Raw genomic sequence first — 26,328 nt, 5'->3', positions numbered from 1 at the left:
TCAGAAGGAGCGTGTTTGCTTATGTGGCGGAAACCGTTAATCATCACCTCAATCATTTTCTTGATCATCGCGGCCGTTCGCTTCGGTGTTGCCGTTTATCAACATAACATTTGGTCCATCTCCCCAATCTACGCCTACAACGTTCCCCATGGCATCGTGGGCTGGTCAATTAGCCTTGCCATCGTGGCGTTTGTCGCTTCACTGATCGTAGGCGGCGGAAAAAAGCGGTAACTTGGATATTAAATAGTCGAAAAGGGTGTTACTGAGTCGGTTTGGACTGACTCAGTAACACCTTTTTTAGGTTGCCTATTAAACTGTCTTTCTAAGAAAGGTCTCTCACCACGTCTCGATAATATTAGAGCCGTTTAGTTAGTCGTTTTCCTTCAGCCACTGATCCAGCACACGAATAAACTCATCGTGTTGGTCCAACAACGCCAGATGACGACTATTCCCAAATAGATGCCACTTGGCCCCCGGAATGTGGTCGTAAACGGACTTGGCAATCAGTGGTGTACATAGATCGTCCGTTCCGTTGGTAACTAATACCGGCACGTGAATGTTCTTTAAGTCATCTGTCAGCTCAAAATCACTGATAGTACCGTTTTCGGTAAACTCATTAGGCCCCTCCGCAATCAGACTGGCGCGTTTCCCGTTGGTTGGCCGCCGCAGTGGTTCCGGTGAGTTTTCATCCGGATCATCCCAACAGTAACGTTCCATGTAACGGTCATTGGCGGCCAGATACTTCGGACCAGAAAAGTCGCCGGTGCGCTCAGCTTCGGCAATGGCCTCACGATCCTCATAACTCAAATAAGAGATCAGCCGGTGCTGCTCCTTTGTCCACAGCTTGATGGACGCTGGTGAACCATCGATCATCACACTCTTCACACCCGTTTGGTCGTAGTGCGTCAGGTACAGCATTTCAAGCATTCCGCCCCACGACTGGCCCAGCATGTGAATCTGGTCCAAATGAAGATATTTCCGAAGCGCGATCAGTTCTTCGGCCCATGTTTCCTTCACATAAACAGACTCATCCTCTGGGAGCGATGATTTTCCGCAGCCGACTTGGTCATACATGATCAGCTGCCGCCCCGTCTTAGCGTAGTCATCCAGCAATTCAAAGTAGTTGTGTGATGACCCTGGACCACCATGGATCAGCAAGAATGGGGCCTTGTTCGGGTTCGGTTCGCCCACGATTCGATAATACGTTTGATACCCACGAAATGGCATGTAGCCTTCTTCAATCTTCATTGACCAACGCTTCCTTTACTTGTGAAATAACGTGCTTACCGTGATTGTACGCCACTCCGAACCAAATTTAAAAGCGCACACAAAAACACGCTTCAATGGCTGCCGCGTGTTTTTGCTCATTACTAATTTTCGGACGTATTTTTCGCTAAAATCCGGTAGCTGACTAACAATCATAACTTAACTTAAATTAAATCATTAACCTTCAGCAATTTCACCAGTGCATCTCCCATGATTGTTCGAATTTCAAGATTTAAATTTATTCTTGCCCTTTTAATGGCGCCTATGAAAGATTCTGTTCCATCACTAGCCGAAACAAATACCACTATTGCGTGACCACCAAAGTATGTAAATGGCCTTAATACTTGATAACTAATTTGCTCTTTGATCTTCCCGGAGATTTCTCGACCTGATTTAAATGGCAGGCACATATAAAATCTTGTTCCATCATGGTTTAACGATAATTCCATATCAGAGATTTCATACACACCATGTGCTTTCTGAGACTCCTTTAAAACTTCATTTTTATCAATGTTTTGAATCATGTAAGCTACTTTCTCTCTGAGACTACTATCATTTAGCGAGCTTACAATAGCTTTATCCGTATCAGTGATTAACACATCAGCGCTTTCATTATATCCTTTAAAATAATCATTCATTTTAAACCATGATGTCTCTTTCATTTCTTCAAATTGATACAAAGGCAATCCTTCAATACTCACAATGCCATTTATAGAAAACAAATCACACATATCCCTTAGTAAAATAATCTTTTCAATAAGATGTAATTTACTTAGATTCGACAAAATATTTTCAGTTAAATCTTTTGTAAATAGATTTGTAAAATTTTTAGTATATCCCGCAGTATACAATGAGTTGTAAACCCACACGCGGCGTGTAATAGGCTGTGAAAAAACTGAACCGCTTTTACTTGATAACATAACGATTGGGACTGAATGTGACATACAGTATCGTTTTACCTCTTTATTAACAAAGCACAAGATTTGATAATTACTTTCTATTTTGTCATGTAATTGACTATTTTGAAGATACAGAAGTAAAAGTGAATAACATTCATTCCAATTTTTCTGTGCATATTGGTTATACACTGATTCTTTTGAATCAACATATTCTGCCATAGATTGCATATAATTCAATAGTACATACAAAGCAGGAGTTAGTTTATCAATATCATTGGAATGCTTAATTAGATTTTTTGAGGCTCTAAGAAGATAATCATATCCACGCGTAAAGTAATATTCATTTTCCGAACTACCAGACATTTCGTGATTAAATATTAGTAATCTAGAAACAGTAATATCTATATTGGCCCGAAACGTAGCTGCACCAATGTCTCCTTGATCTCCTGAATAATATTTAGTGGGTAAATAGTAAAAGGATGAATAATAGGAAATACGCTCTGTGTTATACACCTTTTGTAAAATTAATTGTTGGTTTCTTTCTACTAAGACTTTTTGCTCTGCTGATAATTCAAATGTCTTAATAATATCTCGCTGTAATATAAAAAATTCGGCCAACTCTTTAGTTTCCATGTAGGTCAATTTTTTAGTCGATTTTACAACGCCTGAGAAGTTATATGAAATTTCATTGAGTAATTTTATAAATGTGTCTTTAAGATTTTTCTTTATCAAATTAAGCGCTCCATTCGATTTAAATATCGCAAAAAAAGTTTATCCGACATCATTTGTTTCAGTTCATTCACCGTTAGTGTTAAAGCATCGATTGGCCTTTTAAAACCTTCAAATCCTTTATTTAACAATCGCCTTCTTGATGTTAACCCCATTCCTAAAAAATCATCTGAAACCACTAGTAAGTCAATATCGTTCGGAGAACCATAGTCAAATAACGAGCTTCCTCTAAGCCATACACAATAAACATCGACATAATAATTTTCATTAAGAAACTTTACTAGCCTTTTTTTATCACCATCATTCATAAAAGTGTTCAGCCTCTACTTAAAATTTTACAAAATAGCACATTCGTCCTTACCACCAGCTATTCGTGTATTACTATTCAATATCACACCTTAATAATAGTCTTATATTACATAATTTTAAATTCGTAGAAAAATCAGTATATATTAATTATCATTTTCCATATGAAAAGCACAAAAAAATTGAACTGACAAATTTCAGCTCAATTAAATGTTAATACACTAATTTTCCCGCACCGTTTTCGCCTTCGTTAACGTCCAGCTTAATAGCCAGCTGGCCACTAAGATGCCCAACGGTAGCATAAACGTTGTTCCGTAAGCACTGATGATATGTGTTTTCATGTTAAGCATCGTTGCCGTTTTCATTTCAGCATGCATGTTGTGTGAGAGGACGTTTGTCAAAATAACGACAGCAAGCGAGTTCACAATTTGCATGGCCGAATTAATCAACGGTGTAATCCGCGTCACCACTGCCTGTGGTGCTTGGCTAATGTTGTACGTACTGATCTGCATCATGGTCAACCCTTGACCCAGACCCAACAATACAGTCATACCAATCAATTGAATCGTGGTGGTGTGGATCGTCATTTGCGTCAGTAGCGCTACACCGGTGATCATTAAACCAATTCCTGGAATCGCTGCCGCCCGAATGCCCCAACGGTCAAACAGTTGACCACCGATGATCATCCCCACAAACGCAGCCAAGGCTTGTGGCGCCATCATTTCACCTGCATGTAATGCCGAAAATCCCTTCGCGGTCTGTAAAAATAACGGCACTAATAACGTTGCCCCAAACAAGACAATTTGGTTTAACCAGCTAACCGTGATCCCCCGCGTAAACCGGAAGGACTTAAACGCAGTTAGTGCCATCAACGGGGCTTCTTGCCGTAATTCAACGACAATAAAACTAACTAGCGCAATGGCGCCGGCCAGGATGCATAACCCGGTAACAGGATCGGTTAACGCCGTGTTGCCCAACCGATGAATTCCGTAAATTAGGAGCGTAAACGCAGCCGGTGATAATAACGCGCCAGCTAAATCTAGATGAAGACCACGTTCCCGGTCACTTGCTGGTAAAAATAAAATGACCAGTAACAATGCTAAAAGCCCAATTGGTAAATTAATCAGAAAAATTGCGTGCCAACTTGCGTTTGATAACAGCCAGCCAGATAAAATTGGGCCCATAATTGGTGCGACAACCAATGGTAACCCTAAAATTCCCATTAGTGCGCCCCGCTTTTCGCTTGGAATCAGCCGCCAGGACATCGCCATCCCGATCGGCCCCACCAGGCCACCGGCTAACCCCTGTAATGCCCGGAACAAAATCAAAAGTTCGACAGAGTTAACCATTGAGCAGAGGACTGAACACACTGTAAACCAAACAATCGCCGTCGCAAAGATCCGTTTATCCGAAAAACGGTCCGCTAACCAACCAGCAAGTGGTGTTACCGCTGCTAACGCCAATGTATACCCAGTGATCGTCCACTGAACCGTTGCCAAACTTGTGTTAAAAACTTTTTGTAACGTCGGAATTGCCACGTTCATCACGGTTGCGTCCATCATGGTCAGCAACATCGCAACTGAGATGGTCAAAACCGCCGGTAACACTTTCATAAGCGAAAATTCTTCCTTTTCAATAACTGCACTTTTCATTCTTATAAACTCCTTCATCGCTTTTCTAGAACACCGTTCGAGAACGTTCATTACTCTAACACCGTTCGAGTACGTTGTAAACAAAAACAGCCACTTTTTTTAAGTTGGCTGTTTGCTTAATTATTCTGCTTGCCGTTGCTCAAACCCCTTAACAAGGGTCGATAAACTCCATTCTAACGTTGTTTCACGATCCATTTGATTAAAGATTCCTTGCTGATAAATTCGGTTCACCACCGGAATTTTAGTCACAACGTCCTCATCAGGATGAATGTCGTCAGTATTAGCGGTGATCCCAATTTGTTGTCTAATTTGGCGGTCCCGCTCAAACGTTAAAATAAAGTTGATGTACATGTTCACGATGGTAAACTTCTCCGAATCCGTGAACGCCACGTCATCAATTGCGACCAAAAAGTGTTCATTCACCTCTAAAAAATGCGCGGTGATCGGCGGGGTCATGAACAGTAACTCTGCCGATGACGGACGCTGCCGCAATGTTTTCGCAAAAATAAGCCCGTCACTGACGAATTGTTGTTGCCATGACGGTTCGACTTTAAACGCAGTTAGCGCCTCGCCACACACCGCATCCACCATTTCAGCAAAGATGGCTTCTTTACTGGGGAAATGCCAATATAACGTTGACGCAGTGATCCCAACTTCCTTTGCCAATTTGCGCATGGAAAATTTATCAACGCCCACCGCGGTTAGTAGCGTCCAGGCTGCTTCAATAATTTTTGGTCTTGATGTTGGTTCAGCCATTTATTCGCCTCGTTTACTTAGATACATTCACTTTAGCGCACCCATGAAGAATACGCTAGGATAAGTTACGAATCGCGTTTTGACGCCCTAGGGTAGCCCACACTTTCCCATTTGCGAAAAATTAATTGAAATTTTTATCGCATATTTGCTTGCGCAAATAAAATAACGTGTATATAATATAATCAATCTAAACCTTAAGGGGATGTCACTCATTACACCTAGATCAGATAAAATCATCGCATCATTAAACATCGTTTCCCGTAAACTTCAAGGGTTGCTTGATGAACAACTGGCACCACTTCACCTAACCTCTAGCAACTACTATTTCTTGCTAAAGATCGACCAAGAACGGACGCTCACTCAGGACCAGCTTTTCCGTAAAATTTACTTGAGCCCCAGCAATGTCACCCGACGTTTAGACCAGTTAGTTGCCCTTGGCTTGGTGGTCAAAGAACGTTCAACCGACGATCGGCGTTCATGGAACATTAGCTTAACCCTCCAAGGAAAGATCTTGGTTCCAAAAATCAAAGCGGTCGTTCTCCGCGTCAATAAACAGTTTCTCACTGATATTCCAGCTGATGAAATTAATGTCGTTAAGGCGTTTCTTGAGCAAACATCCGCAAATTTAGATTAAGTTACACATGCGTTTGAGACAGGAGGCTTCATTATGTTAAACGAGGATAAGTACGATTACGACGTCACGCTTCTCGGCCAACTTCGCGACCGCTTACAGCGTCTTGAAGATAATGATTACGTCACCGCTTACTATAAGGGTTACAGTGCCGACGGATTGACACTGGATGAAGTTAACGACGCCATTGACGACCTCAATCACCAGATTCGGCAGTTGGAACGCGAACTAGATGAGGACGCCGACCGTTAACCGTTGAACAGGCCTACTGAATTTTCTGGCTCCTTGATGGTGCTTCATTGAAAAGGAGATGATGATCACTTGCTTAAACGTTGGCTCATTCTAAGTCTACTTGGTTCATTTTTCTTCATGGTGATCGTTGATGGAACCATCGTCAGCATTGCCATTCCAACAATTTCACGTGATTTGGCCGTATCAACAAACGCAGCAACAATGATTATTGGTATTTACCTCATCACAATTAGCGCGCTTCTCCTCTTTTTCGGCCAACTTGGCGATCAAATCGGCCGGCCACTTGTCTTTGAGGGCGGCACCGTGCTCTTCATTATTGGTTCTGCCCTCTCAGGGTTTGGTCTCAACCTCCCGTTTGTGCTCTGTGGGCGGTTTATTCAAGCCATTGGAGCCAGCATGACAATGGCTAATAGTTATGCCATTGTCACCGACACGTTTCCTCCGCAGTATCTTGGGCGGGCTTTGGGGATTGAGTCCCTATTTATCTCGTTGGGATCACTGGCTGGGCCTGGTCTTGGGGGGCTCATCTTAGGGTACCTACCTTGGGGCTACATTTTCTGGATCAATCTCCCACTTGGCCTACTTTGTTTGCTGGCTGAATGGTTCATCTTCCCACGGCCTCACCGGATTCACCGCCCAAACGTTGACTGGCTCGGTGTTGGTCAATTAAGTCTCATGGCCATTGCCTTTTTTATCACGTCCAGTATTGTCCTGTCTCACCCACTTGGGGCCGCGATTTCACTGATTACATTCGGGATTGTTCTTGTCACCTTTGTTCGTCATGAAAAAGTGGCGCCCCGACCGTTGCTCAACCTTCAATTACTGCATAACCATGTATTTTCACGAAACCTCATCACAGCGCTCATTAGCTTTGTTGTCGGGTACTTCTTTACCCTTTTAGCACCCATCTACCTGCAACTGGTCCTTAAAGACTCTAGTCAACTCAGTGGCTTGCTGCTTATGGCATCGCCGATTGTTGCACTGATCGCCAATCCCATTGCCGGGGTCTTAACGGATCGTTATAACCAGACACACGTTATGCGTGTTGGGATGCTCATTCTCATCGTGGCAGAGCTTGGACTGGTCATCAGTAACGGAACGCACGAACCCATTACATTCATCGTCCTCTCCGCACTAATTGCCATTGGAACGGCTGGCTTTGGGACACCAAACAACACGTTGATTATGCAAAGTGTTCCAAAAGAAAGCCGCGGCATGGCTGGGTCCATGAACTCACTGATGCGTGAATTTGGCCTTGTCTTAGGAACAACACTCTCAACCGTCACCTTTTACGTTCATTTATCGATCACCAGCGGCCACAAAATTATGACTGCCCTTGGACAGCCCGCCGCTAACATTATCGCGGCACAACGAACTGCCTATCTTTTAGGCGTCATGCTCCTGTTATCTGCTGGCGCCATTCTTCTACGCGATCGTCACCTTGACAACAACACGGTTGCGCCAACCACTCGCGATGCATCAAATTAGGAGGACTAAACATGTCAAAATTTATGATGATTAACGGTCACGAAAACCAAAATTTGATTATTCCAGATGACTTTGTTGAGGTTAGCCGTGAAACGGAACCACGCAATGGTGAGCAGGTCAGTGTGGTTCGCTATCAAAAAGCTGGTGCCATCGTTTATAACAACCCGCACATTACGGTTGTATTCGGTGCCGACAACCGCTTTATCAGTTACAATAACTTTAGTTTTGAAGCTGATGGGCCCCTTCCCAGCTCGCATGAGGCCGTAAAGATTGCAGAACAGGTCTTTCAGTCAGTTGATCCGACCTATGCCACTGGGCTAAGTTACATGCGTATCGACAAAGAGACCCGCACGTTTACCAATGACGCCGGAACGTTGATTACGACACCGATTCTTTGGGTCAAATTTTCACACAGGAACGGTTCGTACAACTGGGTCTCCATTGGGCCTAATAACGAAATTGTCGAAGTTGAACGCGAATCACTTTGGGACTTTAATCAGTGGCGGCGGGCAACCGAAGAATGGAACATTGATGATTGGGTTCTTGCTCGGCAAGGTAAGGGGCCACAATTGCAGGCCCCTTCTGCACTCGCTTAGTTTCACGTGAAACATTCAAAAAGCGGCAGCTATTTGCGGATTCTTCCGTAAACAGCTGCCGCTTTTTGCGTTAACTTAGGCATTGCTTTTTCCTCGCCAGCGTCTATACTTCAATGTCGTAAATAAATCCTGAAGGGTCCTCACTCATGCAAAACGTTGATCTAACAAATATCGTTCTTGCCCTCTTTGTTCTTTATGCCGTTCTTCGGCGCCAACTAGAACCGCGGCTCATCAAACTAAATTTAACAACGTACGTCTTTCTCATTCTCTTTGGCGCCGCTTCCGTCGCTGATGCATTTAACCATCACCAAATCACGCTGACAACAGGGACAAAGTGGTTCGTCTTGGGTGCCCATGTCAGTGCCGGGCTGTTTGGCTGGCTGCGAACATTATCATACCGCCTGTGGGTCAACGATGACGGTCTGGTCATGCGCCAAGGAAACTGGTTAACCGTTGTTTTATGGATCGTTGGAATTGCCCTTCACTTATTATCGGATCGTGCTTGGCAAGGCAGTGACGCCACGCTAATGCTTTATCTAGGGCTTACACTATTGATTCAACGCGGCCTTGTCTGGCTGCGAGCCCGTCGTCAATTTCCTGAGGCAACCCAACAAACCGCAGCCTACCACGAGGCGCACCACCGGGAACGTCATCACTCACGCCAACGTTAACCCCGCAAAACGGGTATAATGTGACCCATAAACACTGAACGCAAGGAGCACGTCATGGTTAAGCAGGGAAAATACGCAAAGGTTAGTCAGCAAAAGAAACTCCGAAGTTTACGCCAGCACATTGCCAATAAGGAATCACGCGTTGTTTCCGATGACCAATTGAGCGATTTTTTACTTGTTCGTTGGCACCTGACGAATCGTCAACCAAAATTGACGGAAACGACCATGCAACAATTTCTTCGGGCCTGGCTTGAACAAGCACAAAGCCACCAATCTCCCTGGTCATTATCCATTATTACTGGTGAAACGTTGCAACAGTTTAACCAGCAGGTTCCCTGGCAATTCTATGCCATCGTTAACCAACAGTTTGAACGCTGGCAGTCGTTTCTTCAAAAAGAGGGGCCCGCAGTCCCATTAGCAACCCGCTTGTTGTTTACCGACGCTCTTTCACCCGAACAATGGGTGACCCTGTTAAGCCAACAACTAGCCGTGAACACCCTCTTGCAAATGACCGGTGGCAATCAAGACCGTTTGGCACAAATCAACAATGAGCAGGTCGCTCAGCTGCAAACGAGTTTTCTCAACGCGGACAAAATCGCCATTGAATGGCAAAAAGTGGCAGCACTGGCGCCCGCTAAGCCACCCGTTAGCACCGATGATAACCGGCAATGGCTGGCCGGGTTGGCCAATTTAACACCAGCAGATTTCTAAAAACCACGGTTCCAGCAACGATGCAGTTGTTGAAACCGTGGTTTTATTTTGTCGGGTTAATCCTCACAGCTTATCCAGGGCTTGTCGCAACTCGCCACTCCCGTATAGTTTCAGCAAAATGGCTCTTGCAGTTGCCTGATCCGTTTTATGTTGTTTAACAAACGTCCACTCCAACACCATTAATAATGTTGAAACACAGTGGCTAATCACTAATTCTGTTGGGATCGTTGTCCCCACATTAAGCTTTCCCGTCAACTCTTTCTGGGCCTTCTGGCGCGCATACGTCGTAAAGTTGACTTGTAAATCGCCGGTTTGATTATGGTGGAGTACCCGCTTCACATAGTCGCTGTGCGCATCTGTCAGCGTGTATAACCGGTCAAAGGACTGGACTAGAAATTGATCATCATGTCCGACAACCAGTTCGTCTAATTTAACCTCAGCAATCACTAGTGAGAAACAGTATCTTAATAAATCATATTTATCATCAAAATAATTATAGAACGTCGATCGTGGATAATTTGCCGCCTTACACAGGGAATTAACCGTGATTGATTCAAATGATTGTTGTGCAATGGCGGCCTCTAACGTCTTGGAAAAATCGTTTAAAACGCGCTGTTTGCCCCGTGTCATTGTTTGACCAATTTCTTTCATCATTCACTCTCCTTGGACAATTTTACGATTATGTCCAGCCTTGTCCACAATCATAAAATTGACACTTTGCCGTTACTTTCTTTTTGTCTATTATGACACTGACAGATGACAAGTTTTAGATAACCACGCAAAATAAGGGGCTGACATTTAAAATGACGAAAAAAGTGGTTTTAATTACCGGGGGAACCTCCGGCGTTGGTAAAGCAATTGCTAAAAGTTTCAGTGACTCACCCATCGATCTGACCATCGTTGGCCGAAATGAAAGCAAGGCACAGCAAGCCGTTCAGGAACTTCAGGAATACTTACCGCAAGCTGACGTTTCATACCTCTTGGGTGATCTGGCAGATCAAACTGATAATAAACGTCTTGCAACCGCATTTATGCATGATCATCCGCAGCTAGACGTTCTTTTTAACTGTGCTGGCAATATTCCCAAAACGACCGCCGAAAATATTTCGCTCAATTTACAAAGTCATTATTGGTTCACTCAGAACCTGACACCGGTGCTTAAACAGTCACCCGATGCCCGTGTTTTCATCATCACCGGCATGCCACTCGCCATTCAACGGGGGCCTATTTACGAACACCAATTTACTTTAGTGGATCGCGGCCTGTGGCTACTCACTCACAAAACACTGTTAGTCATGCTTTTGGCAACTGAATTACAGCCACTGGGCATTGCGGTTAACGCACTGTTCCCCGGTGACATCCAGTCAAACCTTTCATCCTGGACAAAGACGCTTGGTAAGACAGCCCTTCCAATTGCCGCACAGTTAGCAACACTAGCACAGTATCATGGTCTAACTGGCCGCTTCTTTGATGATCATGGCAACCTGATTTCCTTAAACGAGCACAAATATAACGTTGAAAAGGCCCGAACAGTTTTGAAGCCCTATCTGCGGCGAGAAATGTGAAAACTACATTGTAGAGTCTATTCTTCCATGTTGAAAACGTTCATTTTGTTTCTGAAAAAAGACCATAACAACCTCCTACATGCATAAAAAAAGGCATCCAATAAAAAATTGGATGCCTTTTCATATCGAGTTACATTTTGCCGCTGTTTCAAGGACAATTTAAGGAAACTCCCTCATCACTTATGATACGGCGTCCCCGCATTGATCATAAATGACCGGTAGATCTGTTCCGTCAGCACCAACCGCATTAATTGGTGTGGCAGTGTAAAACGACCAAACGAAATCTCCGCATCAGCACGTTTTAAGACTTCGGGCGCCAATCCTAGTGAGCCCCCAATCACAAACGTCACGTCAGAGTGCCCGTACGTGCCCAAATCGGCGATTTCTTTAGCTAGTTGTTCGGAAGTCCGTTCCTTCCCTAGAATAGCTAACGCATAGACGTATTCCTTATCCTTGATGTGGTCAAGAATCCGACCACCTTCTTTTCCCATAACCGTGATCATTTCTGCATCACTTAATGATTCGGGGGCCTTCTCATCTGGCACCTCGACGATTTCGAACTTACAGAATTTAGACAGCCGTTTCGCGTATTCTTCGATTCCTTGCTTAAAATACTTTTCCTTTAATTTCCCAACACCGATAATTTTGATGTTCACGTAATCAATCCTCCGTTATTTTCCCAAAAATCGTTCGACAACACTTATTGTTCGCTTAATTTGGTCATTCTGTGGCCTCAGTTGTTCACATTTTATAACAGACCGTTTTTTAACCATGAATAAAAGTTTTCCACAGTTTTGCACAGGCGGTTCAAAACCGAACACATTCTTTATAATCCTTTGTTTAAAGGCTTTTATTGCCCGAACATTCTAAAAAAACGCGAGTTATCCACACCGCTTTTCTCTCCTGTGGATAACTTTTTCCCCCGATAACAAATCCTTATTTTTCGGCATTTTGCATCCTAAATCTGGGTTATTCACAGTTATCCACAGAGTTTTCCACCGCTGTGCAAAACAATTTTCCTATTGCTTTTTTTGGTGCGAACCACTTTATTTTTTGCATCGGTCTTTGTTCGGTTTATTCATTCATGACGGCGCTAACATTTCCGTTTTACCGGATCTTGTCAGAATAATATTCGGTTTTTCAATAGCTTACCAGTTAACTACCGTGCTCTACCAGGCTTTTTGCTAAACGGCCACTTGCAAAATGAGGTAATGATGATGAATACCGCCGCCTTTTTTTGCATAAAGCGCGTCAAATCGCACCACGGAACGTGGGGAAATCCCACAATCTGTTAGATTTCCTCACCAATAATGCCACTTTTCGTGGTTAATTGCAGTGTTGCTGCTAAAAGAACCACGAAAATGCACAAAAAACGCGTCACTGGCCATTTGACCAGCGACGCGTTTTCAAATTTTACTAATTATTCGTCGTGCTTGACGACGATGTTGACGACTTCGACAGATCCGTTGTACTTTCACTCAACGTAATCGTTCCGTCCTTAACCTCACCATCACGGTAATACTTCACAGAGACCTTATCGCCAATCTTGTGTTTGTACAAGACATCGCGTAAGTCAGCCTGTGAGGTCACCTTTTGACCGTCCAGTTCGGTAATGACATCGTACTTCTTCAAACCGGACTTCTCAGCAGCCGAACCACTGTAAACCTTCATCAGCACCACACCACCGGTAACGCTACTTGGCAGTTTTAGGGTGTCCGTCTGACTACTACTGTCCACGTTTGAAAGGTCCACTAAGCCAACGCCAAGTGCAGGGCGAACGACCTTCCCATTGGTGATCAGCTGGTTAATGATTGAAACCACTTCGTTTGAAGGAATCGCAAACCCGATCCCTTCAACAGACGTCCCCGATGACGAGGAGGCCAGTTTCATGGAATTGATCCCGATAACCTGACCGTTTAAATTAATCAGCGCACCACCTGAGTTCCCGGGGTTGATCGCAGCATCCGTTTGGATAACCGTTGCGTCACCCGTTTGGTTACCAGAATCATCTTCCACTGGAACCGTCCGCTTCGTTGCCGAAATAATTCCTTCCGTCACTGATGTCGCGTATTGAGACCCCAATGGTGAGCCAATGGCCAGGACCGATTGACCCGCCTGAATTGCCGTTGAGTCACCAAATTCAGCAACCGTTGAAATGTTTTTTGCGTCAACCCGGATCACAGCCAAGTCCGTTGTTGCATCGGAACCAACTAACTTCCCACTGATCTTCTTTCCGTTGCTCAAAATGATTTCTAGGGCACTAGACCCAGACACCACGTGGTTATTTGTCACAATGTACGCGTCGTTTCCAGACTTCTTATAAACGACCCCAGAACCCTCACTGGCCGTTTCCAACGCGCTGTTACTGGATGAGCTTGAATTACTATTCGTGGAATTCGACGATGAGCCGCCACCAAAAATTCCGTACAACCCGCTACTATCGCTACTTGACGACTGCTTTTGCATGTTGACCACGGAAACCACCGCGCCCTTGACCTTACTAAACGCCTTGGTCGCATCCGAATTGCTCTTCACGGTCACGTTAGCAACCTTTGTCGTCCCGTTCTTATATGAGGTGTCGCCCCCCGCGCTATTATGGTTCACTGCCGTGGCACCGGCAAATGCGATTCCACCACCGATCAATCCGGCAACTAAGCTCACGAGCGCAACTTTCCACAAGCCCCCCGCCGGTTTATTTGACGGTTGCTGTGGCCCTTGTCCCTGACCATCCTGCTGATTGTTCATGTTATTGTAATCCATAGAATTTTGCGGAAAACCGCAGACCTCCTCTACTGTATTACCTATATTATACATTGACAGCATAAATGGAGCTTAAACAAACGATTAAATTATCTCAATTATTTTAACGTCCCCAGAAACTTTACCCATTCTTCGGTTAATCTGGCTTAACATTTCCTAACATTATTTTTGCTATCTTGGGCTGCTGGAAGCACTCTAAACGAATTACTGCCACAAACACGAAAAAAACGCAGTCATCGCCCCAAGTAACACAAAGCCCCCCCTCATGGCCAAAAATGTCCATTAGGGGGGCTATTTGTATTATTTGAAGGCGTCTAACCGCACGCTTTTCGTTCGCTATACTGTCATGTTTCCAATCATCACGCCACCAACAACGACCAGCGCCAGACCGATCAACGTCCAGGCTAATCCTCTCGGTGAGCGCCGCTCATGGAGTAAAACAATCCCACCTAGTGTCGCCAGGACAACGTTCATCTGCGACAACGTAAAGCCGGTGGCAATCCCATTTTTCTGTGCCGAAATGAGGTAGGTTAACGCCGCCACCGAGAAAATCAATCCATCAACAAGGCTTAACCAGGTCACCCGTTGACGAAGCGCGCTTGGTCCCACCATCACTAATGCAACAACCAGTGCCGTTGCCGCCATGCCTAGGCCCTGTGGTAAAAATCCCTGCCAACCAGACACATTGGCGACCCGTGGTAACGCAGAATAACCCACGTAACCCACCGTTGATAAGGCAAACAATCCAACCGTTGACCACACAGAGCCATGTGCCATGGCAGACGTCGAACGACTGTCGATCGTTGTTAGCACGATTCCGATCACGATCACAACAAGAGCCACTAAGCCGATGATCAAACTTGCACGACTTGACCACTCACCAAATGCGACGACGCCAAGTAGTGACGTGCCCACTAATTGAAGTCCCGTTGAGATCGGCATTGCCTTTGCAACCCCAACGCGTTGAAAGGCGACATACTGCAAATATTGCCCCATCGCCCAGGCAGCGCCTGACAACACCGTCAGGACAAACTGACCGCCAGATAACGCCGGTTGAACAAACAACCACACAATAAACGCCACTAACAGCGTGCCAAACGTTGTCCCTAAGATCTGGTTGACCGGCCGCCCCCCAATCTTGGTCACAACTAACGGAAGTACACCCCACGCTAGTGCCGGAATCAATCCCACTAGTAAATTCATGTTCTCTTTTCCCCTTATTCCGTTTAATTCAGTCAGGTTAGCCCTTTCCGTTTTGGAACGATGGGTACAATGTCATCCCACCATCCACAAACAGAGTTACCCCAGTAACATAGCTTGATTGATCGGATGCCAACCAGGCCGCTGCCGCTGCAACATCCTCAGGATCACCGATGCGCTTCATCGGGACCATTTCCAGCGTGTCGTTTAACTGCGTCTTATCTGCAAACTTCTCTGCGTTGATCGGCGTGTTGATTGCACCAGGACCGATTGCATTGACCCGGACACCCTGATTAGCGTATTCCATCGCGATGGTTTCATTAAACAGCTTCACACCACCCTTAGAGGCAGCGTAATGTGAAAAACCAGGCCACGGAATCTGCTCGTGAACAGATGACATGTTGATAATGTTTCCCTTGTGATCGTTCTTAACAAAGTAGTCCAGTGCGGCCCGCGAGCCCAAAAAGACGCCCGTTAAGTTCACATTGATGACCCGTTGCCATTCCTCTAGTGACATTTCGTGTGTAGCAACCCGGTTTTCCATCCCCGCATTGTTCACCCACACATCTAACCCACCAAAGTTTTCAACAGCAGCGTCCAATAGCACCTTGGCGCCAGCTTCATCACTGATGTCGGCTTGAACCGCGACCGCGCGGCCACCGTTTTCCTCAATCAACTTCACAGCGGCATCCGCCCCGGCTTTATCTGACCGATAGTTGATGACCACAGCCATGTGTTCCTCGCCAAACCGCTCGGCAATGGCCTGCCCAATACCTTTTGAACCGCCAGTAACCACCGCAACCTTATTTCTTAAATCTTCATACATTGTCTTATTCCTCCTACATCTTTTTCTCGAAGCCTTCCATGGGTGCCACCTCATTGGTGTAATCCATGATGGGCTCAGGGTCATTTGTAAAGTGCATCACTGAGTAAAACGCGCCCTTCAGGTAATACTGCATCGCCACCGGAATGGCTAACTCATCCATTTCAAACGGTGACAGCTGGTAGCGAATGCTGCCCTCATCACCGCCCGTGGCCTTTTCGTACCAGTGTGGTTCGCGAATCAATTCACGGCCAATTGCCGCAAAGCTCGCACCAGCTTCTAGGACCTGATCTGCGTCAGCCGGTGTTTCAATGGACCCCACGCTGATTAGTGGCTTCCGGTTATCCAACCGCCGCAACAGTTTCGTTAAGATTGGTTCTGAATCCTCACGGTCGTTTAACGGCGTCCGCCACGCGGCACCCATTGATACATGAACATAATCAACGGTGGATTCAGCTAGCATATCCGTAAACGCTAAGGTATCTGCTAGCTTAATTCCTGGTTCACCCAGTTCTTCTGGAGAGATTCGGTAGCCCAGTAAAAAGTCACCGTTTGTCTTTTTCCGAATAACCTGGCGAACCCTGTCAATCACCGCCTGCGGTAAACTCATCCGGTCTTCACGGCTTCCACCCCACTGGTCATCCCGGTGATTTGAGTGCGGTGAGTAAAACTGTTGCAGAAGGTACGTGTTGGCCCCGTGGAGTTCAACACCATCGAAACCAGCCTTAATGGCCCGTGAGGTTGCTGTGCCAAAGGCCTCAATCAGATCAGCAACTTCGTCAGCTGCCATTGCCCGTGGGGTCTCAGCATCCGCTGGTCGGTTAGGCTTCACCGCGCTAGCGCTAACCGTTTGCGTGCCCCGAAGAATCTGTGAATTCGACTTTCGTCCGGCATGAAAAATCTGCAAAATTGCCTTCGTTCCGTTTTGCTTGATGGCGTGCGCTAAGTTTGCTAACCCAGAGATATCACTGTCATCCGCCACGGATAATTCACCTTCAAAGCCCTTCCCATCAGGAGTGACGTTTGCAACCTCGGTAACCACCATGCCGATTCCACCAGCGCGCATCTGGTAAAAGGCCACCTCATCATTGGTCACGTGCCCGTCGTAGAAACTGGACATGGTCGTTGTTGGCGCCATCACGATTCGATTCTTAATCGTGGTACCATTTGGAAACGTATAGGGTGCTTCAAAGCGATGTTTCATCACTTACTCCTCCTTTAATTCGTCATTAATTTTGATGATGCTTAGTGTACAAGCCCATTTATCTTTGTCATAGACGGCACTTTTTTGTGCCCTAAATTAGTTTACCGTTCTCATGGTGCCCCACCGGTCCATTGCGTCCATCAGCCGCCGCAGCGACTGCCCGGTTTGCGTCAGTCGACAGGATACCTGACAGGAGCGACTCACGCTGAGCTTAACCAACCCGTTGTACCACAACGATATCAATTGACTAATAAACTGGCGCCAGTTATGTGTTGGAACCGACTGGTACAACGCGTGTACCGGTTGGGGACCGTTTAGTAAGTTTGCCACGATCAACAGTTTACACGGCCCCTGTAGGTGATTGACCGCAAACGTTAATCCCGTTATCGCTTCATCATCTGATGACATCTCCTCGCCTCCATCATGTTTGAATGAGGCTAGTGTACGAGCACCCACAAAACAAAAAAAGAAGGCACTTTTTTGTGCCTTCCCTAGTTCCTTATCATGCTGTTGGATTCAGAAGTCCGTCATAGCCGCTGTGATCTTCATTGAGGAGCTTTGCGTCGTCAAGCTGAGCAACCCGCTGTTCACCCCATTCAGACATTTCAATGAGGATGTTCCCTAAGCTCCGCCCAAACGACGTCAACTCATAGCTCACACAAAACGGGGCCTTTTCACCAATCACCTGCCGGGTGATGATTCCGTCGTGTTCAAGCTCACGTAGCTGTTGTGTGAGCACCTTTTGTGTAATGTCGGGAATATTGCGGCGGAGTTCACTACTGCGTTGCGCCTGTTTGCCTAAGTAACACAGTAGAATTGGCTTCCATTTACCGCCAATCACTTCTAGCGTTGCTTCAACCCCGACATGGTACGTTTTTGCCATCCGTTCGGCCTCCCATTGATTATTTACGTTTAATCATACGCGCCCGGATTATTGTTGAAAAGTAGGTACTTTTGGGTAACCTACTTGCAAACAAAAGACTGATTTCCTTTAATAAGAAAATCAGTCTTTTGTTTCATATGAAACATCGAGCCGTTTATACGGCACTACGGTTGGGTCATCCCCGTGTAAACCAAGGACGCCGTCTTTTTTTCAGCACCATCAATCATCAACGGATGGGCCGCCAATTGATAACGGTACGTTTGCACAACATCAACCACTTGTGGCCGCCCACTAGCATTATGCACCTTTATTTGATAATGACCCGCGGGTAACGGTCGGGATAACCGGTGGACTGCGCCAGTCCCGGCGAGTTGGTAAGTTCTTTTTGTCGTTAAGTTTGTCAAACTGACGTTAACATGGCTGCCTTGATGAATCTGCACCGAGAAGTAGTTCACCTGATGATTAAAATCAACGTTTTCCGTCATGACCGTCCCTGAACGAACACTTGTCGGTCGCGCATAATACTGCGTTGACAGCTGGCTTCGTTGGGCCGCGACGACCGTATTAACCGGTTGAGTCCGCCCAATCATCATGGACGCGGCGACGGCAGTCACACCACCAACGGTGAGGAAGAACGCCGCCGTTCCTCGAAAACGTTTAAGCGCGGCGGATGTCACCGCATTTGTTTCCGGCACCGGAACCGCTGCCAGCGTCACCCACAGCAACGGTAAAATTGCCTGGCCGTACCGGGATTCAACTTCCCACAGTAACGTGTGAAAGGCTACGTAACCTAACGCCGTCACAAGCGCAATCAGTGCCATCACCTGCTGTGCTTTTGTTAAATCAGCCTGCCACGTTAGCAAGCGAATTCCCAGCATGAGCCATAAAACGATCGAGGCTGTGGCCGCACTTATCGTGGCCAAAACTTGCAGTGTTTGGGCATGCTGTTGATACCACCGTGGTGCCGACCGAAAGCCACCGTTATACCACGTTTGCATGTCGGTCGTATTTAAGAGGATTCCCAGTTTAACCACCCATAATTTAACTAACCCACCAACACCTAATTGCTTGATTCTGGTCGATAACGTGGTTAAATTTGCCTTTTGGCGCGCGGCCTTGTTGGGTTCTTGAATGGCACGGCCGACGTCACTGCCCGAATACATTCCTTGACTGGTTGAATTGGTCCCCATAACCATCCAGTTGGTTACCGGAAATTCAAATTGTGTTTTCGGTTGATAATGGCTTAAACGATAGATTCCTTGTGTAGCCGGAACACTGAGGCCAAACCCCACAATAATCAAAATAACCGGAACAATGAACGGCTTAACCAGTTTTTTCCGCCATAAAACAAGCAAGACAATGGCTAAGGCCGGAAGTAACACAATTATGTTTGGCTTTAATAAATCACCGACCAAAATGGCAAGAACAAGGCCAGCGCCCTTTATCAGTTTGCCCCGTTTAGACGTTTCCGACCAATGCCAAAGGGTTCGCATCACCACAAGTAAAACGAACATGGTTGGTAGATCCGTGTAAAACACCTGAAGGTAGTACGTATAGGCAAACGGTGTGAGTGCAAAAAACGCCAAGCCGCCAAGAACGACACCATGACGCCGACTAAGTTGCCACAATGTCCGCAGTAACACAACAATAAATCCGTCTAAGCACAACAATGAAAGCACATGAATGGCCGTATTTGTGGTTAATCCAAATAAATTGGTTAGTCGCAGCCATAGTGACAAGAGGTAAGCGACCGGGACATTATTGGGATACCGCCAAAAGTAGGTAATCGTCCACGTTGTATGTCCGGCCGCCATTTGATCCGCCTGCGATAAAATTCGGTACGGATCATGGAAGATGGTATCTGGCATTGTTTTAAGCACAAAGAGCTGGCCCAAAACCATCAACGCCAGGCCAAGGCCCACCACCCATTTAAACGTCGTCATTGGCCACCGGTTGACCACTGGAGAAAACATTCGGGCGCTAATAAACACCAGCGCGACCACTAAAAAAATAGCCATGCCAACGTTATTTGCCATGTTCCCAACTGCGCCAATCAACAGACAAATAATTAAAATTATCGAAAAAAATCGTGGTAACTGCTTCTGAATTTTTGTCATCACTTACTCCAGCACTGTTTGGATTGTGTAACGTGGTCGTCCCTTTACCTCGATCATAATTTTGCCAATGTATTCACCAACAATGCCGATCCCAATCATCTGGCCGCCACCTAATAACCATAACGAGGTCATTAGTGGTGACCAACCGTGGTGGACCAGTCCTGCTAAGCCCATCACAACGGCTAGTAAACATGCGAATGCTCCGGCAATAAGTAACAACCGGATCGGTGCAACCGTCAGGCTCGTAATGCCATCCCACGCCAACGCCAGCATCTTTTTGAGCGGATACTTTGATTCTCCTGCTAGCCGAGGCGTTCGTTTATAGTAAACCGCACCAGTCGGATAACCTAAGCGGGGAATCAGTCCGCGAATAAATAAGTTTCGCTCGGGATAGGCCAAAAGTGTTTCAACGGCACGCCGCGACATCAATCGAAAATCGGCATGATTAGGAACCAGCTCGACGCCCAACGCGCGAAGCACCTTGTAATAGCTCTGGGCAGACGTCCGTTTAAACCACCCATCCGTTTCGCGATTATTGCGAACCCCGTCCACGATGTCCATCCCGTCCATGGCCTGCTCAACCATTTCAGGGATTTTATCTGGATCATCCTGTAGATCCGCATCGATCGTGACCATCAAGTCGGCCGTTTTGACCGCCTCTGCCAGTCCCGCCATTAACGCCTGCTGGTGCCCAAAGTTCCGAGAAAAGCGAAGCCCCCGCACCCGTGCATTCTGTTCATGCATTTTTGTGATGCTCGACCACGTCTTGTCCGTCGAGCAATCGTCAACAATTAACAGGTCAGCACGTTGGTTTAACAGATTGTTCGCCGCAATTCCATCCTCGATGGCAAGCAACCGCTGAACGGAAGCCGTTAATACGGCCGCTTCGTTATAGACAGGAATGATGATCGTTAGTTTTGTTGTCATCATGCGCGACTCCTTTCCGGAAAAACGCGGCGAAGCACGCCCGTCAGTGGCTTTTCAAACGACGTTACCAGCAGCCAATATCCGGTTGCCAGTAATACGCTGGCGAGCACATCTGAAAAGAAGTGGTCGCGCAGGTAAACGCGGGAAAGTGCCACAAGGACGATCCACAAGATGCCAGCAAACTTAATCAGGAGCCGTGCTTCCCGCCCCTTTACCAGCGGAATAACTAACGTCAGGAGTGTCAATACAAGGATGGTCGTACAAAACGTGTGGCCACTTGGAAAACTAAACCCGGTGTCTGCAACCAGTTGGTGAACCGGACGTGGTCTGGCAATGACCTGCTTTATCATATCAGCTACCGCTGCACCCACCAACTGAACTGCCCCAAACCACAAACTAATGACCGCATTTCGTTTGATCCACAGAACTACACACAGTAAAGCCGTGAGGCCAATGACAACCTCCGGACTCCCAAGTACCGCCACCCCCTTTAAGATCATGGTGTTAAACGGCCCCACCATCTTTGCAACCATGTGGCTAACACTTCGATCCATCGACTGAAGCCAGGTCATGTGCCCTGAAACACTCACGGCCAGCCCCACAAAACAAACCAATAATAAACTGCCTAACACCTGCTTTTGTCTAACTTTCATTTTGCTCCCCCTTACGGTGCTGCAAGCCCATAATCCCCGCAGGTAGCACCGAAATCACAATAATGGCCACCATAATAAGTTCAAAGTGTGCCTTAACAAGCGGAATGTTGCCAAAGAAATAGCCCGCGCCTAAGGCAACTAAGACCCACGTGAGGCCACCAAGGATATTGTAAATCACAAAATCTCGGTAGCGCATTTTACTAATCCCTGCTGTAAACGGAATGAAGGTTCGCACAATCGGAACAAACCGGCCAAGAAAAATGGCGCTCCGCCCGTGCTTTTCAAAGAATGCCGCCGTTTGTTGTAAATGTTTTGGCTTGATAAAACGACTTAGTTTTTCATTGTGGGTCAAGTACACCCCAAAATGCTCACCAATTTCAAAGTTGATTGAATCACCCAAAATTGCCGCAATGCCAAGGCTCACGATTAACACCCAAATGTTCAGCGAATGACTACTCATCGCCGCTAATGACCCACACAGAAACAGCAGTGAATCTCCCGGTAAAAACGGAAAGACGACAAGACCCGTTTCAATAAAGACCACGGCAAACAAGCCCAGGTAAATCCAACCATCAAATTGTCCAATGAGTTGTGGTAACAATTGATTAAGGTTCGGTATTAACGTTGTCGCTAATAAAACAGTCATAAACAGGCCCCCTTCTCCTTCAAGTTGTGGTGCTTTAGGTATGTTCAAAGCATAGCGAACCGTTACAGTCCGTCCCACTACTAAAAGTTGAAGTAAAACTCAATTTTCTTTAGATTTCCCATGCCAAATGCTGATAAATCAGCAATAAGGCGACTAACCTTTGCGAAGCCTCATCTCAATTAAACCAAAAAAAGTACCCCTAATCGGCAAATATTACTCGCTCAATTAGGGACACTTCGTCGTTCAACCTGTTTTACCGGTCAGTCGTCGGGTTATCGCCGGCTGACGGTTTTGGTAAATAGACGTTAACGACGGTGCCCATGGGTTCATTATCGTGAACCTCAAGGCGACCACCACTTAACTCAACCAGCCTAGCCACAATGGCTAAACCAAGGCCGGTTCCTGGCACCGAACCACGAACCTCATCACTACGATAAAATCGTTCAAAAATGTGTTCCTTATCCGCTGGACTAATCCCGGTTCCCTGATCATAAACCCCAATCACACGTTCACCAGCTGCATTCACTGACAGGGTCAGTTCAACCTGACTGTCCTGTGGTGAATATTTAAAGGCGTTCATCACCAGGTTATCAATGATTTGCTCAAGTGCACCGGTATTTCCCATGACCGCCACTGCTGGGGTGATTTTAGCGGCTAACGGATGTGTAAACGTCCTGGTCAGTTTTTGCACGCGCTCCTGTAAGAACCCGCTTAAATCCATTCGGGTCATTTCAAGGATGGACCGATCCGCCCGCGATAGTTGTAACAGCTCGTCAATTAATTGCTGCATCTGACGTGATTCCTCGGTAATGTAGTGCACCGATTTAGGAATAATTTCCGGGTTGGTTTCACCATGTCGTTCAATTAATTGCGCGTGACTTCGAATGGTCGCGATCGGTGTTCGTAACTCATGGGCCGCATTCATCACGAACAATTTTTGCCGCTCTTGCCGGTCTGCCAGTTGCGTTAAGAGCGCGTTAAAGTTATCCGCTAGTTCGGTCACTTCCGTCGGTCGCTTTGGCACCGGCAACTGCATCGCCCCCGGTTCTTTCGAAGCCATGATAGTTTCCGTCGTTTGTGACACATTTAAAAGTGGGTCCGTCAGCTTCTTCGTTAACCGCCGAATATACAGCGGCGCAATGACCAACGTCAGCAAGAGCAGCGTCCCCGTGACTTGCATCACGCGGACCAACACCTCAACTTGCGCATTCATTTTTTGCCACAATGTATAATAAATGCCCCGTGCATGCGCCGTTTTTCGATATAAAAACCCGGTTCCCCGCTGATAATACAAGTGGCTCCCAAGCGGAATTTTTGTGGGTTTCGTTTGAAGAAAGCGCTCAGCATGTGGTGAAAAATAGTGTTTCACCTTCGCATCGCCACGTTTGTTATAAACGGACACATAACTCGAACTAACATCTAGCGTACTGTTCAGCCGCCAATTGACCCAATCATCATTACCATCGATCGTCGCCTTTTTAAGGCTGCTCGTGATGTGTGTGGCTGTAACACCGGCTTCTTCGAACAGCTGGTGCCCAACGGCGACCACAATGAGTCCACCCATGACAATGGTGATCATGGTGACCATCATCATTAAGTTTCGCGTCATAATGGCAGAACTTGACTGCTTTTTCATTCTCATTTTTTCACCGGTCAATAACGTTTTCAGACAACATGTACCCAACACCACGCACGGTATGTAACAACTTTCGTTTTGTAGTGTCAAAATCCAATTTAGTTCTTAAATTTCCAATGTACACGTCAAGAATGTTCGGTTGACCATCAAAATCAACACCCCACACACCATCTAACAGGTCTTCTCGTGAGCATGGTTCATTTTGATTAACCAATAGCACCGCTAACAGTTCATATTCGCGTTGCGTTAACGGAATAATCCGGTCGGCTCGTGACACACGTTTCGTTCGCGTATCCACCTGAAGGTCATCAGCTCGATAAACCACCGCGTCACTTGTTCCGCCATTTTTATGACGAAGGGCCACCTCAACGCGTGCCAGCAGTTCTTCCATTTCAAACGGTTTCGTGACGTAATCATCCGCCCCACCGGTCAGCCCGGCCACTTTATCACCAATGTAGTCACGTGCCGTTAACATGATGATGGGCACCTGACTCTCTTTTCTAATGCGACGAAGAACACTAAAGCCATCAAGATGTGGCAACATCCAGTCCAGAATGATCAAATCAATCTGATTCCCGTAGCGACGAAACTCATCCAGCGCTTCCAATCCATCCGTCGCGACAACGACACTCATCTTTTCAAATTCGAGTTCTGTTTTTAATGAATCGGCAAGTCCCGCTTCATCCTCAACCAATAACACCGTCGTCTTCAAGAGCTTCTCTCCTTAACACGTTTTTCCTTATTTTAACCACAAAAAAAATCAATTCACAGTCTTTCGGTCAACCTTGATTGCAAATTAACTTCTACCACTTCGCATGGTGAGTTGCTCAATTTCTTCTGACATAAAGTCACTCCTTAAGGGATTAAAATGAGGGCTAAATTAATGTCACTTAGCATAATCAATCCGGCCGTGGCAAACTAGCCACGGTTATTGAAGGTTTTCTAAAAATTCTTTATTTTACGAATCAGGAAAAGCCCACACAACAAAAAAACCGCCCCTTTGGAAACATAATTTCCAAAGGGGCGGTGACTGATTCAACTTTATTTTTTCATCCAAGCCTCTGTTTCACGTGAAACATTAGAGGGTCATCAACCCGGTTGCCTGATCTGGATCTGTATCCAAAATGTGGAAATCGTGTTCAACACCGAAATCTTTTTCCGCCATCATCGAAGCGACCGTTAGATGAGCCAGGCTCTTCATGTTGTTTTCTTGACTCAAATGTCCAAGAAAAATTCGTTTCGTCCGTTGACCCAGCACTTGCATCAGCGCCGTGGCACCATCTTCATTAGATAGATGACCCGTGTCCCCAAGAATCCGTTGTTTCAGTGACCACGGGTACGCACCCATCCGCAACATTTCCATGTCATGATTACATTCAAATAAATACGCATCCGCATTTTTAATCACGCCAGCCATTCGTTCCGAAACATACCCCGTGTCTGTCAAAATCACAAAGGATTTTCCGTCATGGTGCAGCTCATAGAATTGTGGATCAACGGCATCATGTGACACAGGGAAGCTCTGTACATCCAGGTCACCAAGCGACTGAATTTCACCAGCTTCAAGTTCAAACTTTTGGTCCAACGGGATGTTGCCAATTTTACTGCCCATTGCTGCCCACGTTTTTTCGTTTGCGTACACATTGACCCCGTATTTACGAGCCAAAACGCCGACACTCTTGGCATGGTCCGTGTGTTCATGCGTCACAAATAAACTATCAACATCATGCAGATCACGACCGATTTCATGCATGAGCCCATCAATTTTTTTACCTGAGAGACCTGCGTCAACCAAGATTTTATGTTCTGGTGTCTCAATGTACGTTACGTTCCCGGCACTGCCGCTTGCTAAGACGCTGATCTGCATGCGATCTGTTGCCACCGTCGATGCCGCTACTTGCGGCTTACTTAAATCAATCACTGAGCCATCTCCACTTTTTATTCCCGAATAGAAAAA

General features: G+C 46.2%; 28 protein-coding genes. 8 read left to right on the top strand and 20 right to left on the bottom strand.

What is annotated here, in order from left to right:
- Window positions 1–21: 21 nt before the first annotated feature.
- Entirely contained in the window at window positions 22–231 is a 210-nt protein-coding gene (locus ACRYI5_RS07575) for a hypothetical protein (protein ID WP_407880894.1), read from the top strand.
- Between the two features lie 138 nt (window positions 232–369).
- Here the strand turns inward: ACRYI5_RS07575 and pepI are convergent, their stop codons facing one another.
- The 5 genes from pepI to ACRYI5_RS07550 form a co-directional block, all read right to left on the bottom strand.
- Entirely contained in the window at window positions 370–1,248 is an 879-nt protein-coding gene (gene pepI / locus ACRYI5_RS07570; RefSeq protein ID WP_448224853.1) for a proline iminopeptidase, read from the bottom strand.
- Window positions 1,249–1,430: 182 nt separating this feature from the next.
- Window positions 1,431–2,897 (bottom strand): hypothetical protein, encoded by a 1,467-nt coding sequence (locus ACRYI5_RS07565; RefSeq protein ID WP_448224852.1) that lies wholly within the window; start codon window positions 2,895–2,897, stop codon window positions 1,431–1,433.
- On the bottom strand, window positions 2,894–3,202 hold the full coding sequence (locus tag ACRYI5_RS07560; protein WP_448224851.1) for a hypothetical protein: 309 nt from the start codon (window positions 3,200–3,202) through the stop codon (window positions 2,894–2,896). Before ACRYI5_RS07560 ends, ACRYI5_RS07565 begins: the two co-directional genes overlap by 4 nt.
- A gap of 219 nt (window positions 3,203–3,421) precedes the next feature.
- Window positions 3,422–4,852: an MDR family MFS transporter gene (locus tag ACRYI5_RS07555; RefSeq protein ID WP_448224850.1), complete on the bottom strand. Its 1,431-nt coding sequence runs from the start codon at window positions 4,850–4,852 to the stop codon at window positions 3,422–3,424.
- 120 nt (window positions 4,853–4,972) lie between these two features.
- Window positions 4,973–5,608: a TetR/AcrR family transcriptional regulator gene (locus ACRYI5_RS07550; protein ID WP_448224849.1), complete on the bottom strand. Its 636-nt coding sequence runs from the start codon at window positions 5,606–5,608 to the stop codon at window positions 4,973–4,975.
- A 202-nt stretch (window positions 5,609–5,810) separates the two neighbouring features.
- Here ACRYI5_RS07550 and ACRYI5_RS07545 point away from each other — a divergent pair, with 202 nt between their 5' ends.
- The 6 genes from ACRYI5_RS07545 (at window position 5,811) to ACRYI5_RS07520 (ending at window position 9,957) form a co-directional block, all read left to right on the top strand.
- Window positions 5,811–6,242, top strand: a complete 432-nt coding sequence (locus ACRYI5_RS07545; RefSeq protein ID WP_407880898.1) for a MarR family winged helix-turn-helix transcriptional regulator — start codon at window positions 5,811–5,813, stop codon at window positions 6,240–6,242.
- A 33-nt stretch (window positions 6,243–6,275) separates the two neighbouring features.
- Window positions 6,276–6,491, top strand: coding sequence for a hypothetical protein (locus tag ACRYI5_RS07540; protein ID WP_448224848.1), 216 nt, complete (start codon window positions 6,276–6,278; stop codon window positions 6,489–6,491).
- Between the two features lie 69 nt (window positions 6,492–6,560).
- A complete protein-coding gene (locus ACRYI5_RS07535; protein WP_448224847.1) occupies window positions 6,561–7,979 on the top strand; it encodes an MFS transporter in 1,419 nt (472 codons plus the stop codon).
- 11 nt (window positions 7,980–7,990) lie between these two features.
- Window positions 7,991–8,575 (top strand): hypothetical protein, encoded by a 585-nt coding sequence (locus ACRYI5_RS07530; RefSeq protein WP_407880903.1) that lies wholly within the window; start codon window positions 7,991–7,993, stop codon window positions 8,573–8,575.
- 146 nt (window positions 8,576–8,721) lie between these two features.
- Window positions 8,722–9,246, top strand: coding sequence for a hypothetical protein (locus ACRYI5_RS07525; protein WP_448224846.1), 525 nt, complete (start codon window positions 8,722–8,724; stop codon window positions 9,244–9,246).
- A gap of 54 nt (window positions 9,247–9,300) precedes the next feature.
- On the top strand, window positions 9,301–9,957 hold the full coding sequence (locus ACRYI5_RS07520; protein ID WP_448224845.1) for a hypothetical protein: 657 nt from the start codon (window positions 9,301–9,303) through the stop codon (window positions 9,955–9,957).
- A 63-nt stretch (window positions 9,958–10,020) separates the two neighbouring features.
- On the opposite strand, the gene ACRYI5_RS07515 is transcribed toward ACRYI5_RS07520, so the two are convergent.
- Window positions 10,021–10,611, bottom strand: a complete 591-nt coding sequence (locus ACRYI5_RS07515; RefSeq protein ID WP_448224844.1) for a TetR/AcrR family transcriptional regulator — start codon at window positions 10,609–10,611, stop codon at window positions 10,021–10,023.
- A 149-nt stretch (window positions 10,612–10,760) separates the two neighbouring features.
- Between ACRYI5_RS07515 and ACRYI5_RS07510 the strand changes: the two genes are divergently transcribed.
- On the top strand, window positions 10,761–11,522 hold the full coding sequence (locus tag ACRYI5_RS07510) for an SDR family NAD(P)-dependent oxidoreductase (RefSeq protein ID WP_448224843.1): 762 nt from the start codon (window positions 10,761–10,763) through the stop codon (window positions 11,520–11,522).
- Between the two features lie 176 nt (window positions 11,523–11,698).
- On the opposite strand, the gene rlmH is transcribed toward ACRYI5_RS07510, so the two are convergent.
- The 14 genes from rlmH to ACRYI5_RS07440 all read right to left on the bottom strand — a co-directional run bounded on the left by rlmH (window position 11,699) and on the right by ACRYI5_RS07440 (window position 26,238).
- On the bottom strand, window positions 11,699–12,178 hold the full coding sequence (gene rlmH / locus ACRYI5_RS07505; protein ID WP_448224842.1) for a 23S rRNA (pseudouridine(1915)-N(3))-methyltransferase RlmH: 480 nt from the start codon (window positions 12,176–12,178) through the stop codon (window positions 11,699–11,701).
- 760 nt (window positions 12,179–12,938) lie between these two features.
- On the bottom strand, window positions 12,939–14,282 hold the full coding sequence (locus ACRYI5_RS07500) for a S1C family serine protease (protein WP_448224841.1): 1,344 nt from the start codon (window positions 14,280–14,282) through the stop codon (window positions 12,939–12,941).
- Window positions 14,283–14,618: 336 nt separating this feature from the next.
- Complete coding sequence (locus tag ACRYI5_RS07495; RefSeq protein ID WP_448224840.1) at window positions 14,619–15,485, bottom strand: GRP family sugar transporter; 867 nt, start codon at window positions 15,483–15,485, stop codon at window positions 14,619–14,621.
- Between the two features lie 37 nt (window positions 15,486–15,522).
- Complete coding sequence (locus ACRYI5_RS07490) at window positions 15,523–16,308, bottom strand: glucose-1-dehydrogenase (RefSeq protein WP_407880913.1); 786 nt, start codon at window positions 16,306–16,308, stop codon at window positions 15,523–15,525.
- Between the two features lie 13 nt (window positions 16,309–16,321).
- Complete coding sequence (locus tag ACRYI5_RS07485) at window positions 16,322–17,509, bottom strand: NADH-dependent flavin oxidoreductase (RefSeq protein ID WP_448224839.1); 1,188 nt, start codon at window positions 17,507–17,509, stop codon at window positions 16,322–16,324.
- A gap of 96 nt (window positions 17,510–17,605) precedes the next feature.
- The gene (locus tag ACRYI5_RS07480; protein ID WP_448224838.1) at window positions 17,606–17,917 is read right to left on the bottom strand and encodes a winged helix-turn-helix transcriptional regulator; all 312 of its coding nucleotides are present in this window, start codon (window positions 17,915–17,917) and stop codon (window positions 17,606–17,608) included.
- Between the two features lie 94 nt (window positions 17,918–18,011).
- Window positions 18,012–18,392, bottom strand: a complete 381-nt coding sequence (locus ACRYI5_RS07475) for a winged helix-turn-helix transcriptional regulator (RefSeq protein WP_407880916.1) — start codon at window positions 18,390–18,392, stop codon at window positions 18,012–18,014.
- Window positions 18,393–18,556: 164 nt separating this feature from the next.
- Window positions 18,557–20,509 carry a hypothetical protein gene (locus ACRYI5_RS07470; RefSeq protein ID WP_448224837.1) on the bottom strand — a complete coding sequence of 651 codons (1,953 nt, stop codon included), beginning with the start codon at window positions 20,507–20,509 and terminating at the stop codon, window positions 18,557–18,559.
- Window positions 20,510–20,512: 3 nt separating this feature from the next.
- Window positions 20,513–21,439, bottom strand: coding sequence for a glycosyltransferase family 2 protein (locus tag ACRYI5_RS07465; RefSeq protein WP_448224836.1), 927 nt, complete (start codon window positions 21,437–21,439; stop codon window positions 20,513–20,515).
- A complete protein-coding gene (locus ACRYI5_RS07460) occupies window positions 21,436–22,089 on the bottom strand; it encodes a phosphatase PAP2 family protein (protein WP_448224835.1) in 654 nt (217 codons plus the stop codon). Before ACRYI5_RS07460 ends, ACRYI5_RS07465 begins: the two co-directional genes overlap by 4 nt.
- A complete protein-coding gene (locus ACRYI5_RS07455) occupies window positions 22,079–22,735 on the bottom strand; it encodes a VTT domain-containing protein (protein ID WP_448224834.1) in 657 nt (218 codons plus the stop codon). The genes ACRYI5_RS07460 and ACRYI5_RS07455 overlap by 11 nt, the downstream gene beginning before the upstream one ends.
- Window positions 22,736–22,988: 253 nt before the next feature.
- On the bottom strand, window positions 22,989–24,377 hold the full coding sequence (locus ACRYI5_RS07450) for a sensor histidine kinase (RefSeq protein ID WP_448224833.1): 1,389 nt from the start codon (window positions 24,375–24,377) through the stop codon (window positions 22,989–22,991).
- Window positions 24,378–24,381: 4 nt separating this feature from the next.
- Window positions 24,382–25,083 carry a response regulator transcription factor gene (locus ACRYI5_RS07445; protein WP_448224832.1) on the bottom strand — a complete coding sequence of 234 codons (702 nt, stop codon included), beginning with the start codon at window positions 25,081–25,083 and terminating at the stop codon, window positions 24,382–24,384.
- Between the two features lie 366 nt (window positions 25,084–25,449).
- The gene (locus ACRYI5_RS07440; RefSeq protein ID WP_448224959.1) at window positions 25,450–26,238 is read right to left on the bottom strand and encodes an MBL fold metallo-hydrolase; all 789 of its coding nucleotides are present in this window, start codon (window positions 26,236–26,238) and stop codon (window positions 25,450–25,452) included.
- Between the last annotated feature and the right edge of the window lie 90 nt (window positions 26,239–26,328).

The sequence above is a fragment of the Furfurilactobacillus sp. WILCCON 0119 genome (assembly GCF_053471565.1).
Note: the sequence above shows the minus strand (reverse complement) of the source record. Positions and strands in the feature narration are given on the sequence as shown.